The sequence below is a fragment of the Pseudomonas sp. IT-232MI5 genome (genome assembly GCF_949767845.1).
Taxonomy (GTDB): domain Bacteria; phylum Pseudomonadota; class Gammaproteobacteria; order Pseudomonadales; family Pseudomonadaceae; genus Aquipseudomonas.
This window is the reverse complement of sequence record NZ_CATKQE010000011.1, coordinates 463,713-476,165: the sequence shown is the minus strand read 5'-3', so window position 1 is coordinate 476,165 and position 12,453 is coordinate 463,713. Positions and strand designations below refer to the sequence as shown.

Genomic DNA, 12,453 nt, shown 5'->3' with positions numbered 1-12,453 from the left:
CCGCTCTCCCAACGAGTATTCAAGAGGACTCCCATGCGTCTTATCCGCATGCTGTTGCCAGTACTGGCGCTGACCACGCTCACGGCCCACGCCGATGACAAGGACGTGGCGCGTCTGACCCAATTGCTGGAAACATCCAAGACCCTGAGCGCGAACTTCTCGCAGCTGACCCTCGACGGCAGCGGCACGCAGTTGCAGGAAACCACCGGCGACATGACCCTGCAGCGTCCGGGGCTGTTCTACTGGCACACCAATGCGCCGGCCGAGCAGACCATGGTCTCCGACGGCAAGAAAGTCACCCTGTGGGACCCGGATCTGGAACAGGCGACCATCAAGAAGCTCGACGAGCGTCTGACCCAGACCCCGGCGCTGCTGTTGTCCGGTGATGTGTCGAAGATCAGCCAGAGCTTTGATATCACCGCGAAAGAGGCGGGCGGCGTGATCGACTTCACTCTGAAGCCGAAAACCAAGGACACCTTGTTCGATAATCTGCGCCTGTCCTTCCGCAATAATCTGCTTAACGATATGCAACTGATCGACAGCGTCGGCCAGCGCACCAATATCCTGTTTACCGGGGTGAAGGCCAATGAGCCGGTTCCAGCGTCGAAGTTCAAGTTCGACATCCCCAAGGGTGCCGACGTAATCCAGGAATAAACCCAAAACCCTTTGTAGGAGTGAGCCTGCTCGCGATTGGATTTGTCAGTCACATCTTCATCGTCTGACCCACCGCTATCGCGAGCAGGCTCACTCCTACAGGGTCAATGATCGGCAAAATAGAGGTTTCAACGCTACGTGATGGATCTGTTTCGCAGTGCACCGATTGCCCAGCCACTGGCCGCGCGTTTGCGTGCGACCAATCTGGATGAGTACGTCGGTCAGGAGCACGTGCTCGCTCGCGGCAAACCTCTGCGTGAGGCGCTGGAGCAGGGTGCCCTGCATTCGATGATCTTCTGGGGCCCGCCGGGCGTGGGTAAAACCACCTTGGCGCGGTTGCTTGCGGAAGTCTCTGATGCGCACTTCGAAACGGTCTCGGCGGTGCTCGCCGGGGTCAAGGAGATCCGTCAGGCCGTTGAAATCGCCAAGCAGCAGGCCGGCCAGTACGGCAAGCGCACGATTCTGTTCGTCGATGAAGTGCACCGTTTCAACAAATCCCAGCAGGACGCATTCCTGCCGTACGTTGAAGACGGCACGCTGATCTTCATCGGCGCCACCACCGAAAACCCTTCGTTCGAGCTCAACAACGCTCTGTTGTCGCGCGCCCGCGTCTACGTGCTGAAAAGCCTCGACGAAGCGGCGCTGCGCAAACTGGTGCACCGCGCGCTCACCGAAGAGCGCGGGCTGGGCAAACGTAACTTGACCCTCAGTGATGAGGGTTTTCAGATGCTGCTATCGGCCGCCGATGGCGATGGCCGGCGTCTGCTCAATCTGCTGGAGAATGCCTCCGATCTGGCCGATGACAACAGCGAGATGGGCATCGATCTGCTGCAAAGCCTGCTCGGCGACACGCGCCGGCGTTTCGACAAGGGCGGCGAAGCGTTCTACGACCAGATCTCGGCGCTGCACAAATCCGTGCGCGGCTCCAACCCCGATGGCGCGCTGTACTGGTTTGCGCGGATGATCGACGGCGGTTGCGATCCGCTGTACCTGGCCCGACGCGTGGTGCGCATGGCCAGCGAAGACATCGGCAACGCCGACCCGCGCGCATTGAGCCTGTGCCTCGCCGCGTGGGAAGTGCAGGAACGCCTCGGCAGCCCCGAAGGTGAGTTGGCGGTGGCTCAAGCAATTACTTATCTGGCCTGTGCGCCAAAAAGCAACGCGGTATACATGGGCTTCAAAACCGCGCTGCGTGCCGCCGCCGAAAACGGCTCGCTGGAAGTGCCGCTGCACCTGCGCAACGCGCCGACCAAACTGATGAAACAATTGGGCTACGGCGACGAATACCGCTACGCCCATGACGAACCAGACGCCTACGCCGCCGGCGAAGACTATTTCCCGGAAGAACTCGAGCCGATACCGTTTTACCAACCGGTGCCGCGCGGCCTGGAGTTGAAGATCGGCGAGAAGCTCAACCACCTCGCCCAACTTGACCGTTTAAGCCCTCGGCAGCGGAGAAAATAGTGCTTCCATTGATCATTGCGGTATCCGCCGGCGGGGTTGCCGGCACCTTGTTGCGCTTCGCTACCGGCAATTGGGTCAACGCCAATTGGCCGCGGCACTTCTATACCGCGACGCTGGCCGTTAATATCGTGGGCTGTCTGCTGATTGGCGTGTTGTACGGCCTGTTTTTGATACGCCCGGAAGTGCCGATCGAGGTGCGTGCCGGGTTGATGGTCGGCTTCCTCGGGGGGCTGACGACTTTTTCATCCTTTTCACTGGATACGGTGCGCCTGCTGGAAAGCGGGCAAGTGCCGCTGGCCCTGGGCTATGCGGCGCTCAGCGTATTCGGCGGGCTGCTCGCGACGTGGGCTGGCCTGTCTTTGACCAAACTTTGATAACGAGAAACCGACATGCTCGATTCCAAACTGTTACGTAGCAACCTTCAGGACGTAGCGGACCGCCTGGCTTCCCGTGGCTTTGCCCTGGATACCGCGCGCATCGAAGCGCTGGAAGAACAGCGCAAGACCGTCCAGACCCGCACCGAAGCACTGCAGGCTGAGCGTAACGCGCGTTCCAAATCCATCGGTCAGGCCAAGCAGCGCGGCGAAGACATCGCGCCGTTGATGGCGGACGTCGAGCGCATGGCGGGCGAACTGAGTGCCGGTAAAGTCGAGCTGGACGCGATCCAGACCGAACTGGACTCGATCCTGCTCGGTATCCCGAACCTGCCACACGAATCCGTTCCGGTCGGCAAAGACGAAGACGACAACGTTGAAGTGCGCCGCTGGGGCACGCCGACTGCATTCGATTTCGAAGTGAAAGACCACGTGGCGCTGGGCGAGAAGTTCGGCTGGCTGGATTTCGAAACCGCCGCCAAGCTGTCCGGCGCCCGTTTCGCCTTGCTGCGTGGCCCGATCGCCCGTCTGCACCGCGCACTGGCGCAGTTCATGATCAACCTGCACGTCAACGAGCACGGCTACGAAGAGGCGTACACGCCTTATCTGGTTCAGGCGCCGGCACTGCAAGGCACCGGTCAACTGCCGAAGTTCGAAGAAGACCTGTTCAAGATCGCTCGCGAAGGCGAAGCCGATCTGTATTTGATCCCGACAGCCGAAGTATCGCTGACCAACATCGTGGCCGGTGAAATCGTCGATTCGAAACTGCTGCCGATCAAGTTCGTTGCCCATACTCCGTGCTTCCGCAGCGAAGCCGGCGCGTCGGGTCGCGACACGCGCGGCATGATCCGTCAGCACCAGTTCGACAAAGTTGAAATGGTCCAGATCGTTGAGCCATCGACTTCGATGGAAGCGCTGGAAGGTCTGACTGCCAACGCTGAAAAGGTGCTGCAATTGCTCGGTCTGCCTTATCGCACCCTGGCACTGTGCACCGGCGACATGGGCTTCAGCGCGGTCAAGACTTACGATCTGGAAGTGTGGATCCCGAGCCAGGACAAGTACCGCGAAATCTCCTCGTGCTCGAACTGCGGCGATTTCCAGGCCCGTCGCATGCAGGCGCGCTTCCGTAACCCGGAAACCGGCAAGCCTGAGCTGGTGCACACCTTGAACGGTTCCGGTCTGGCTGTTGGCCGTACGCTGGTGGCCGTGCTGGAAAACTACCAGCAGGCCGATGGTTCGATCCGTGTGCCGGACGTGCTGAAGCCGTACATGGGTGGCCTTGAGGTCATCGGCTAAATGAAATATCTGCCGCTGTTTCACAACCTGCGCGGCAGTCGTGTGTTGGTCGTCGGTGGGGGGGAAATTGCCTTGCGCAAATCCCGCCTGCTGGCCGATGCCGGTGCGCTGCTGCGGGTGGTCGCACCTGAAATCGAAACGCAACTGCGTGAGCTGGTCGCTGCTTCTGGCGGTGAATGCCTGTTGCGTGGTTACGTCGAGGCAGATCTGGACGGTTGCGGGCTGATTATTGCCGCTACCGACGATGAGACACTGAACGCACAAGTTTCCACCGATGCTCATAAGCGCTGCGTGCCGGTCAACGTGGTCGACGCGCCGGCCTTGTGCAGCGTGATCTTCCCGGCGATCGTCGATCGCTCGCCGCTGATCATTGCCGTGTCCAGCGGCGGCGATGCACCGGTGCTGGCGCGTTTGATCCGCGCCAAGATCGAAACCTGGATTCCGTCGACATACGGCCAATTGGCCGGGCTCGCCGCGCGTTTCCGTAATCAGGTGAAAGGCCTGTTTCCGGATGTGCAGCAGCGTCGTGGTTTCTGGGAAGATGTATTTCAGGGACCGATTGCCGATCGGCAACTGGCCGGGCAGGGCGCCGAGGCCGAACGTCTGCTGCAAGCCAAGATCGATGGCGAAGCCATGGTCACCACCGGCGAGGTGTATCTGGTCGGCGCGGGCCCGGGCGATCCGGACCTGCTGACCTTCAAGGCCTTGCGCCTGATGCAGCAAGCCGACGTGGTGCTGTACGACCGTTTGGTTGCACCTGCGATTCTTGAGCTATGCCGTCGCGATGCCGAGCGGGTTTATGTCGGCAAACGTCGTGCTGATCACGCCGTGCCGCAGGATCAGATCAACCAGCAACTGGTCGATCTGGCCAAGGCCGGCAAACGTGTGGTGCGGTTGAAGGGCGGCGATCCGTTTATCTTCGGCCGTGGCGGCGAAGAGATCGAAGAACTGGCCGCTCACGGCATTCCGTTCCAGGTCGTGCCGGGTATCACCGCAGCCAGCGGTTGCGCGGCGTATGCCGGGATTCCGCTGACCCATCGTGATCACGCGCAGTCGGTGCGCTTTGTCACCGGCCATTTGAAGGACGGTTCCACCGATCTGCCATGGGCCGACCTCGTCGCCCCGGCGCAGACGCTGGTGTTCTACATGGGCCTGGTCGGCTTGCCGGTCATTTGTGAACAACTGATCAAGCATGGTCGTTCAGCAGATACCCCGGCGGCGTTGATTCAGCAGGGCACCACGGTCAATCAGCGGGTCTTTACCGGCACGCTGGCCGATCTGCCGCGACTGGTGGCTGAGCATGAAGTGCATGCGCCGACACTGGTGATCGTTGGTGAAGTGGTGCAACTGCGCGAGAAACTGGCGTGGTTCGAAGGGGCTCAGGCGCAGGTCTGAGTCAGATCAAAAGATCGCAGCCTTCGGCAGCTCCTACATGAGAATGCGTTCCCTGTAGGAGCTGCCGAAGGCTGCGATCTTTTGCTTTTTGCTATTAACCCTTCAACCAAACCCCTTTCCCAGCCAACCGCGCCCGATCATGCGCCACGGTGAAATCCTGCTCCGGCCCCTTCGGCACAACCCCCGTCGGGTTGATCGTCTTGTGACTGCCGTAGTAGTGATTCTTGATGTGCTGGAAATCCACCGTCTCGGCAATCCCCGGCAACTGATACATCTCCCGCAGCCAGTTCGACAGGTTCGGATAATCGGCAATGCGCCGCAGATTGCACTTGAAGTGCCCGTGATACACCGCATCAAACCGGATGATCGTAGTGAACAGGCGTACGTCAGCTTCAGTGAGGTATTCGCCGCTCAGATAGCGGTTTGCGCTTAAAACGCCTTCAAGGTGATCGAGTTCGGCAAACACCTCATCGAACGCTTCTTCATAAGCCTGTTGCGACGTTGCAAAACCTGCGCGGTACACGCCGTTGTTCACCGCCGGATAAATCCGCTCGTTCAGCGCATCGATTTCACCGCGCAACGGCGCCGGGTAGAAATCCAGATCATTGCCGGTCAGATCATCAAACGCGCTGTTGAACATGCGGATGATCTCCGCTGATTCGTTGCTGACGATGCGTTTGAGCTTCTTGTCCCACAGCACCGGCACAGTAACGCGGCCGGTGTAATCGGCCGTGTCGGCGGTATAGCGCTGGTGCATGAAGTCGAAGCCATCGAGCTTGTCGCCGGTTGAGCCGAGTGCCGTGTCGAAGGTCCAGCCGTTTTCCAGCATCAGCCAACTGACCACCGAGACGTCGATCAGACTTTCCAGGCCTTTGAGCTTGCGCAGGATTAGCGTGCGATGCGCCCATGGACAGGCGAGGGAAACGTATAGGTGATAGCGCCCGGCTTCAGCGGCAAAACCGCCTTCACCGCTGGGGCCGGGTTCACCGTTGGCGGTCACCCAGTTGCGGCGCTTGGCCTGTTCGCGCTGGAACGCGCCGTCCTTGCTGCTTTCGTACCACTTGTCCTGCCAGTGGCCATCGACGAGTAAACCCATGATCAAGACTCCGTAAACCAATAATCGTTGGAGTCGAGTCTATTCCGATGAGTTCGAACAAAAAGCGCAAAGATCGGGCGTGAATGATCGGTTAAATCGATTTGTTCCGCGCGGCCCAGTACTGCTCGGCGGTTGCGAAGGCTTGCTCACGGTTTTGACCGAGGCCGCGCAAGGCCAGGGCCATGGTCGCAATCAGGGCCATTTGTGGATAGCTGTCGACCACGTCGCCACGCCACACCGCTTTCAGATGTTCAACGTCCAAAGTTGCCGGTTTGACGTGGCGCTGCGCCGACAATTGCGGCCATTCCTCGTCCCAGCTCTCGCCGCCAGTGGTGCCGTACAAGTGACTGTTGGCATCCGGGTTGATCTCGATTTCGCCACCGTCACCCTTGACCACAATCGCCGTGTCGCCGAGCAAGCCGCTGGCATCGCGATGCACGGCCTGATAGCCAGGATGGAAAATACTCTGCAGCCCACAACGCGCGCCCAGCGGATTGAGAATCCTCGCCAGCGAATGAATCGGCGAGCGCAGGCCAAGGGTGTTGCGCAGGTCGATCATCTTCTGCAGTTGTGGCGCCCAGTCCACCAGCGGCATGAACGCCAGTCCGCCGTTGTCCAGCGCCGTGCCGGTCTGCTGCCAGGTCCGGCACAACGGGATGTTCAATTCGCCGAGCAATTGCTCGCTGTACAGCCGCCCGGCCGTGTGCGCGCCGCCGCCGTGCATAAAGATGCGCACTCCGTTCTGTGCCAGACACTTGGCTGCCAGCAGGTACCACGGCAGATGGCGCTTTTTGCCGGCATAGGTCGGCCAGTCCAGATCGACGTTCAGCTTGGGGGCCTGCAAGCGCTCGCGCAGGGCTTCGGTGAAACCGGCCATCTCCTCGGCGCTTTCTTCTTTGTGCCGCAGCAACATCAGGAACGCGCCGAGCTGGGTGTCTTCGACCTTGTCGTCGAGCACCAGGCCCATCGCTTCGCGGGCTTCTTCACGGGTCAGGTCGCGGGCGCCGCGTTTGCCCTTGCCGAGGATTCGCACGAATTGAGCGAACGGATGTTCGGCTGGCGTTTCGAGGGTCAGCGCTGGAAAGTCGGTCATAAGCAATTCGTCGGTTTGGGCAGGCCCGCCAGTTTCGCGGCGAGTTTGGCGGGGGTGCCTTTGAACAGTCGGTTCAGGTGCAGGCTGTTGCCTTTGTCCGGGCCGAGTTTCAACGCGGTGTACTTGATCAACGGCCGGGTGGCCGGTGACAGCTGGAATTCGGCATAGAAGCTGCGCAGCAGCTCGAGGACTTCCCAGTGCTCCGGAGTCAACTCTATCTCTTCGGCAGCTGCGAGGGCGCTGGCGACCTCAGCCGACCAGTCGCTGAGGTCGACGAGAAAGCCATCCTTGTCCAGTTCGATGGCGCGGGCGCCGACGGTCATGGAATTCATAGCCAGCTGTTGACCTTGTCGTGGTGTATCGACAGTTCGACGAAGGCCGGGTAATCGATCGCTTCGGCCCAGTCCGGGACTTCGATGGCGCGAGCCTGTGCATCTTCGGCCAGAACCCACAGTTTGATCTGGCGGCTTTGCAGATCGGTGAATGGCGCTGTGCCCGGTTGCAATGCATAGACGGCATCGCCGGACAGCAGCAGGGCATCAGCGCTGCCGATCAGGCGCAGGCAACTGCTCAGGCGATCGTCGCCGAACGGGGAATGAGACAACACATGCAAAGTCGACATCAGAGGGTGATCACCTGGTCGTAACGGTCAATAAGGGCGGTGATTTGTTCGGCGGCCAGCGGCTGCGCTTCGGCCAGCGACAGATTGCCGAGACCGCGTGTGCTGGCGCTGTCGGCGCAGTAAAACAGTTCTTCTACGCCGAACATCGACAGCGCCTGCAGGTTGGCGCTGAGGTCTTTCTGTTGCAGGGTCTTGGCGTTTTGCCCGGCGGCGAGTTGCAGCACGCCATCATCCAGAAACAGCAAGCCAACGGGCAGATCGAAGGCGCCACCGGCCAGCACGATGTCCAGCGCTTCACGAGCGCCGGGGCCAGACCACGGCGACTGGCGGCTGATGATCAACAGGGACTTGGCCATCTCACGCACCTCCAAAGCAGATCAAACGGTCGGCGTCTTGCACCGCGTCATGCAACTGACCGAGGCCGGACAATTCCCACGGCGCGCTGACTGAGACGGCGTCACGTTGATAGCGTTTGGCTTCTTCAGCGTTGAGCGCACCGCGACGCAGGGCGGCGGCGATACACACCACGCCATCCAGATTCTGCTCGGTTATGAAGCTGCGCCATTGTTTGGGCAAATCCAGTTCGTCCTGCGGGGTGACGAGCGCATCCGAGGCGTTATAAACGCCGTCCTGATAGAAAAACAGCCGGACGATCTCATGCCCGCCGGCCAGCGCAGCCTGCGCAAACAGCAGGGCGCGGCGCGAGGAGGGCGCATGGGCGGCGGAAAACAGCGCGATGGCAAACTTCATGACGGACTCGATCAGCAAAACTGCGGCCATGATAAAGCATTGCAGGCCGCAAAGGATCGCAGCGCTTACAGGGAAACACGATCTCTGTAGGAGCTGCGGCACGCTGCGATCTGTTGATTTTGATTTTGAAAAACAAGATCAAAAGATCGCAGCCTCGTTTCACTCGACAGCTCCTACAGGGAGCACGGGGCGGGCGTTGATTAGCGAGGCATGTAGCCCAGTTGCCAGCGCCGCGGAATTTTCAGGGAGAGCAGCCCGATCATCGCGGCCAGCAACCCGCTGACGAACATCGCCTTGAGTCCAAGATGATGCTCCAGCACTGCGCCCAGAATCGCGCCGATAAACATTCCGCTCCAGGGCACCAGCTGCACCCGCCAGCCGCTGCGCCGTTCGCCAAGCATCCAGCGGCCCAATCCACGGCCGAACCGCGACAACGCGCCAGTCACGTAAGTCAGCCCGACCGGCAAGCCATTCACTTCTTCGACCGCCGCGTTGAGCATGCCCATCGCTATGATCGCCGCCAGCAGCGCTGGCAGTTGCGTGTCGAATGGCCAGGCCGCCGCCGCGCACAGCAGGGTGGCGATACACAGCAGCAGAGGAAGCGCCCGGCGTCCGCCAAAACGTGCAACTACAACACCCAAAGCATTACCGACAACGAACGTTGCGACGAGAATCACCAGGCGCACGGTCAACCCGACATCGCCATCGCTGATCGCCACGGCGAGTCGGGTGGTGTTGCCGCTCATGAACGAGACGAAGTCGCCGCTGGCCATAAAGCCAATGGCGTCGGTCATTCCGGCCAGTACCGAGAGGCTGGCCACCAGCGCCAGACCAATCCGCCCGCGCCACTTCTGTGTGTGCAGGTGGCCGGGGCTGGCGCGGTGAGTCGAGGCGGATGGCAACATGAGTGGCGGTGTCCTTAGGCGGAGGTTACGGCTCTATGCCATACAGATCGCAATATTCCAGCCAATCCATTCCGGCCATTTCCGCGACTTCGCGATGCACTTCCAGACGCTGCGCCTGATATTCCTCAGACGAATCAGCGGTCAGTTGCAAGGTGAGCTCCCAGGCAAACAGCCCGAGACTTTCCGCTTCAGCCTCAAACGCTTCATGCAGTCGCTCTTCGCGATACTGCGCTTGAGTTTCGCCTTTGGCCTGGGCCAGCAACGGGTTGAGGTGATCGAGGGTTTCGCGCAGTTCGGGACGCGCGTCGAGAAACACTTTCAGGGCATGTTCATGTCGCTGGTCGGTAGGCGCCATGTGTTTTCCTTGTGAGGCTGATGAGCTTAGGTTGCCGCAGCGACCTGCGCGTGTCGCGCTATAAATGCAGTAAAGCAGAACGATTCCTGCTGCTGCGATGATACAGTCCGCTTTTTTCTGAATGAGCGAATGCAATGCGAATTCTGATGGTAGCGCTGGCCGCGACATTGCTGGCCGGTTGCGCAGGCTCGGTGATGGACGATGCTCGCACGAAAACCCCGTACAAGGTGTTGACGTCGGACAAGGCTGAAAAAGTCGTGGCGCAGTGTGTGCAGTTTGGTTGGCAGGACGAAGCGGTGTTCGGTGTGGATGCGGCGGCGTATCTGGAACCGCGCAAGTCCGGCGGGACGACGGTGTACACCCGTTCGGCAGAGTCGTTTGTCGACGTGATTACCCAGGCATCGGGCACGACGTTGAATTACTACGCGCAGAAGGATGACTTTGTCGCCAAGCGCCGGTTGGCGGCTTTAGCGACTTGCCTGTAGGGGCAATTGTCGCAGTGATGCTCAACCCGCCTTCGTCGGAAGGCCGCCCGGAGCAGGCTCGCTCCGGGTGGCCTTCCGACGAAGGGGCCGCAACATTCAACCGATCAATCGCTTCTGGAAGAAATGCCGCTTATGCCCCAGTGGATAATCCAGAATCTCTCCGCATTCGCTAAATCCAAGCTTCTTGTAAAACTCCGGTGCCTGGAAGGAGAAGGTGTCGAGCCAGATGCCAACGCAGTCTTTTTCCCGTGCCAGATCTTCCGCCCTCTGCATCAACTGCGAGCCGATACCCTTGCCGCGACCTTGCTCCGGCACGGCCAGTAACTCAATGAACAGCCAACGATAGAACGTGTGGGCATACAAACCTCCGAGGATCGCGTCGTGTTCATCACGCACTAACAGAGCGATCGGCTCGAAGGTCGACGGTCCGGCGTTGGCAACGTTGTGCGCACGCAGCGGCGCGAGGATGGCTGTGCGTTCTTCTTCGGTCGGGTTTTGTGACAGCTCGATGCGCAAGTTCATGCATGACTTCCTTGTTGTTTGAATTCGCAGCCTATCCTGCCCCGCGGCCATCTTCCAAGCCCTTCTTCAACCCGGTGGAACTGCCGCTCTCGCCTCGGGGTCTAGGCTTTACAGCGTCATTCCAGCACGCGGTTGATGAGGAACCCCCATGAATATTTTCGAAGCCCTTCGCGAAAGCCATGACCGCCAGCGTACTTACGCCAAGACCTTGATCGAAACCAGCGGCGATACGCCGGAGCGGGTCGAAGCCTACAAACAGCTCAAGGCAGAACTCCAGGCCCATGAAACCGCCGAAGAGCGCCATTTCTACATTCCGTTGATGGAGCTTGATGACGGTGTCGATTTGAGCCGCCATGCCATCGCGGAACATCATGAAATGGACGAGATGATGGAAGAACTCGATGAGACCGAGATGTCCAGCCCGGCCTGGCTGGCCACCGCCAAAAAGCTCTCTGACAAAGTTCACCATCACCTGAAGGAAGAGGAACAGAAGTTCTTCCAGATGGCTGGCAAATTGCTCAGCGAAAAACAGAAAGAACAACTCGCCGGGCAATACGAAAAGGAGTTTCAGGAACAATTGCCGTAATCACTGAATGGCAGTCTTTGTAGCATTGGCGTGTAATCTTTTGTCGTCATCTCTGGTGGGCGTTGTCGCAAAAGACTGTATATGCATCCAGTGTTTGCGGTGTTTTTACGGTTCAAGGCTGCTGACTGCGACAAAACCGCCGATGGACAAAAAATCCGTCTCCGTTAGCTTGAAGGCCTCTCCTCGGAAAGGAGAGTTCTTAAATCAACGGAGTGAAAAACATGAATCAACCACAAACCCAACTGCGACACGGTCGTGTCATTTCCCCTGCAAGCCGCGGTGCGGTAGCGATTGAGCAAGGATTGCTCGGCGCCTGGCAGGTCAACGAAATGGAAGGCGGCAAGAACTTCCCGGCGCTGGCGGCGGGGCCATTTCCGGCGCCTTACCAGAGCGACTCGGACAGCGTCACGCCACCGGCCGATGGCTACATCCTCAGCGGCGGCAAGACCGATGCCCGCGACTGTGTGAACTTCACCAATGACGAAATGAGCAAGAAACTCGCTCGTCCGTTCACTTGGCCGCTGCTCAATGTCACCCCGGGACAAACCCTCGAAATCAAGTGGGAATACACCGCACCGCACACCACCCGCGGCTACCGCTGGCTGATCACCAAGGATGGCTGGGACCCGAAACAGCGTATTACCCGTGCGCAACTGGAAGCCCAACCGTTCTTCGAGGACTTCTACACTCAGGTGCCTTATTACAGCTACCCGAATGAGTTGAAGGCCAAGGTCAATCACGCGGTGAAACTGCCGGCCAACAAAAGAGGCCATCACGTGATCGTGCTGATGTGGATCGTCGCCAACACCGGCAACGCCTTCTATCAGGCTTTCGACGTCGACTTCAAATAACGGCG

At 59.6% G+C, this 12,453-nt stretch carries 17 protein-coding genes; 8 read left to right on the top strand and 9 right to left on the bottom strand.

The window, feature by feature from the left end; genetic code table 11:
• The first annotated feature begins 33 nt into the window (after positions 1-33).
• From lolA to cysG, 5 genes are all read left to right on the top strand, one after another.
• Complete coding sequence (lolA, locus tag ACM6JQ_RS11045; RefSeq protein ID WP_007908077.1) at positions 34-654, top strand: outer membrane lipoprotein chaperone LolA; 621 nt, start codon at positions 34-36, stop codon at positions 652-654.
• Positions 655-795: 141 nt separating this feature from the next.
• Positions 796-2,118 (top strand): replication-associated recombination protein A, encoded by a 1,323-nt coding sequence (locus ACM6JQ_RS11040; RefSeq protein ID WP_007908078.1) that lies wholly within the window; start codon positions 796-798, stop codon positions 2,116-2,118.
• On the top strand, positions 2,118-2,492 hold the full coding sequence (gene crcB / locus ACM6JQ_RS11035; protein WP_007908079.1) for a fluoride efflux transporter CrcB: 375 nt from the start codon (positions 2,118-2,120) through the stop codon (positions 2,490-2,492). Before ACM6JQ_RS11040 ends, crcB begins: the two co-directional genes overlap by 1 nt.
• A 15-nt stretch (positions 2,493-2,507) precedes the next feature.
• The gene (serS, locus tag ACM6JQ_RS11030) at positions 2,508-3,788 is read left to right on the top strand and encodes a serine--tRNA ligase (RefSeq protein ID WP_007908080.1); all 1,281 of its coding nucleotides are present in this window, start codon (positions 2,508-2,510) and stop codon (positions 3,786-3,788) included.
• Complete coding sequence (cysG, locus tag ACM6JQ_RS11025) at positions 3,789-5,183, top strand: siroheme synthase CysG (protein WP_414893781.1); 1,395 nt, start codon at positions 3,789-3,791, stop codon at positions 5,181-5,183.
• A gap of 94 nt (positions 5,184-5,277) precedes the next feature.
• Here the strand turns inward: cysG and ACM6JQ_RS11020 are convergent, their stop codons facing one another.
• The 8 genes from ACM6JQ_RS11020 to ACM6JQ_RS10985 all read right to left on the bottom strand — a co-directional run bounded on the left by ACM6JQ_RS11020 (position 5,278) and on the right by ACM6JQ_RS10985 (position 10,004).
• Positions 5,278-6,279 (bottom strand): glutathione S-transferase family protein, encoded by a 1,002-nt coding sequence (locus ACM6JQ_RS11020; protein ID WP_007908082.1) that lies wholly within the window; start codon positions 6,277-6,279, stop codon positions 5,278-5,280.
• Between the two features lie 91 nt (positions 6,280-6,370).
• Entirely contained in the window at positions 6,371-7,372 is a 1,002-nt protein-coding gene (locus ACM6JQ_RS11015; protein WP_414893780.1) for a glycosyl transferase family protein, read from the bottom strand.
• Positions 7,369-7,704 carry a TusE/DsrC/DsvC family sulfur relay protein gene (locus ACM6JQ_RS11010; protein WP_007908084.1) on the bottom strand — a complete coding sequence of 112 codons (336 nt, stop codon included), beginning with the start codon at positions 7,702-7,704 and terminating at the stop codon, positions 7,369-7,371. Before ACM6JQ_RS11010 ends, ACM6JQ_RS11015 begins: the two co-directional genes overlap by 4 nt.
• The gene (gene tusB / locus ACM6JQ_RS11005) at positions 7,701-7,994 is read right to left on the bottom strand and encodes a sulfurtransferase complex subunit TusB (protein ID WP_007908088.1); all 294 of its coding nucleotides are present in this window, start codon (positions 7,992-7,994) and stop codon (positions 7,701-7,703) included. Before tusB ends, ACM6JQ_RS11010 begins: the two co-directional genes overlap by 4 nt.
• The gene (gene tusC / locus ACM6JQ_RS11000) at positions 7,994-8,350 is read right to left on the bottom strand and encodes a sulfurtransferase complex subunit TusC (protein WP_414893779.1); all 357 of its coding nucleotides are present in this window, start codon (positions 8,348-8,350) and stop codon (positions 7,994-7,996) included. Before tusC ends, tusB begins: the two co-directional genes overlap by 1 nt.
• A 1-nt stretch (position 8,351) precedes the next feature.
• Positions 8,352-8,744, bottom strand: a complete 393-nt coding sequence (gene tusD, locus ACM6JQ_RS10995) for a sulfurtransferase complex subunit TusD (RefSeq protein ID WP_007908093.1) — start codon at positions 8,742-8,744, stop codon at positions 8,352-8,354.
• A 200-nt stretch (positions 8,745-8,944) separates the two neighbouring features.
• Positions 8,945-9,649 carry a YoaK family protein gene (locus ACM6JQ_RS10990; RefSeq protein ID WP_414893778.1) on the bottom strand — a complete coding sequence of 235 codons (705 nt, stop codon included), beginning with the start codon at positions 9,647-9,649 and terminating at the stop codon, positions 8,945-8,947.
• A gap of 25 nt (positions 9,650-9,674) precedes the next feature.
• Complete coding sequence (locus tag ACM6JQ_RS10985) at positions 9,675-10,004, bottom strand: DUF6388 family protein (protein ID WP_007908101.1); 330 nt, start codon at positions 10,002-10,004, stop codon at positions 9,675-9,677.
• A 134-nt stretch (positions 10,005-10,138) separates the two neighbouring features.
• Between ACM6JQ_RS10985 and ACM6JQ_RS10980 the strand changes: the two genes are divergently transcribed.
• Positions 10,139-10,489, top strand: coding sequence for a hypothetical protein (locus ACM6JQ_RS10980; RefSeq protein ID WP_095113675.1), 351 nt, complete (start codon positions 10,139-10,141; stop codon positions 10,487-10,489).
• Positions 10,490-10,585: 96 nt separating this feature from the next.
• On the opposite strand, the gene ACM6JQ_RS10975 is transcribed toward ACM6JQ_RS10980, so the two are convergent.
• Complete coding sequence (locus ACM6JQ_RS10975; protein WP_007908103.1) at positions 10,586-11,011, bottom strand: GNAT family N-acetyltransferase; 426 nt, start codon at positions 11,009-11,011, stop codon at positions 10,586-10,588.
• Between the two features lie 148 nt (positions 11,012-11,159).
• Here ACM6JQ_RS10975 and ACM6JQ_RS10970 point away from each other — a divergent pair, with 148 nt between their 5' ends.
• Both ACM6JQ_RS10970 and ACM6JQ_RS10965 read left to right on the top strand, forming a co-directional pair.
• Positions 11,160-11,597, top strand: coding sequence for a hemerythrin domain-containing protein (locus tag ACM6JQ_RS10970; RefSeq protein ID WP_007908104.1), 438 nt, complete (start codon positions 11,160-11,162; stop codon positions 11,595-11,597).
• A gap of 221 nt (positions 11,598-11,818) precedes the next feature.
• Entirely contained in the window at positions 11,819-12,448 is a 630-nt protein-coding gene (locus ACM6JQ_RS10965; RefSeq protein WP_095113674.1) for a lytic polysaccharide monooxygenase auxiliary activity family 9 protein, read from the top strand.
• Positions 12,449-12,453: the final 5 nt, after the last annotated feature.

Excerpts from the sequence above, each read along its gene's own strand:
- ACM6JQ_RS10990 (WP_414893778.1), bottom strand. The coding sequence starts at position 9,649 with ATGTTGCCATCCGCCTCGACTCACCGCGCCAGCCCCGGCCACCTGCAC.
- ACM6JQ_RS10965 (WP_095113674.1), top strand. The coding sequence starts at position 11,819 with ATGAATCAACCACAAACCCAACTGCGACACGGTCGTGTCATTTCCCCT.
- lolA (WP_007908077.1), top strand. The coding sequence starts at position 34 with ATGCGTCTTATCCGCATGCTGTTGCCAGTACTGGCGCTGACCACGCTC.
- ACM6JQ_RS11040 (WP_007908078.1), top strand. The coding sequence starts at position 796 with ATGGATCTGTTTCGCAGTGCACCGATTGCCCAGCCACTGGCCGCGCGT.
- ACM6JQ_RS10985 (WP_007908101.1), bottom strand. The coding sequence starts at position 10,004 with ATGGCGCCTACCGACCAGCGACATGAACATGCCCTGAAAGTGTTTCTC.
- serS (WP_007908080.1), top strand. The coding sequence starts at position 2,508 with ATGCTCGATTCCAAACTGTTACGTAGCAACCTTCAGGACGTAGCGGAC.
- ACM6JQ_RS10975 (WP_007908103.1), bottom strand. The coding sequence starts at position 11,011 with ATGAACTTGCGCATCGAGCTGTCACAAAACCCGACCGAAGAAGAACGC.
- ACM6JQ_RS11010 (WP_007908084.1), bottom strand. The coding sequence starts at position 7,704 with ATGAATTCCATGACCGTCGGCGCCCGCGCCATCGAACTGGACAAGGAT.
- ACM6JQ_RS10970 (WP_007908104.1), top strand. The coding sequence starts at position 11,160 with ATGAATATTTTCGAAGCCCTTCGCGAAAGCCATGACCGCCAGCGTACT.
- tusD (WP_007908093.1), bottom strand. The coding sequence starts at position 8,744 with ATGAAGTTTGCCATCGCGCTGTTTTCCGCCGCCCATGCGCCCTCCTCG.
- tusB (WP_007908088.1), bottom strand. The coding sequence starts at position 7,994 with ATGTCGACTTTGCATGTGTTGTCTCATTCCCCGTTCGGCGACGATCGC.
- ACM6JQ_RS11015 (WP_414893780.1), bottom strand. The coding sequence starts at position 7,372 with ATGACCGACTTTCCAGCGCTGACCCTCGAAACGCCAGCCGAACATCCG.
- cysG (WP_414893781.1), top strand. The coding sequence starts at position 3,789 with ATGAAATATCTGCCGCTGTTTCACAACCTGCGCGGCAGTCGTGTGTTG.
- tusC (WP_414893779.1), bottom strand. The coding sequence starts at position 8,350 with ATGGCCAAGTCCCTGTTGATCATCAGCCGCCAGTCGCCGTGGTCTGGC.
- ACM6JQ_RS11020 (WP_007908082.1), bottom strand. The coding sequence starts at position 6,279 with ATGGGTTTACTCGTCGATGGCCACTGGCAGGACAAGTGGTACGAAAGC.
- ACM6JQ_RS10980 (WP_095113675.1), top strand. The coding sequence starts at position 10,139 with ATGCGAATTCTGATGGTAGCGCTGGCCGCGACATTGCTGGCCGGTTGC.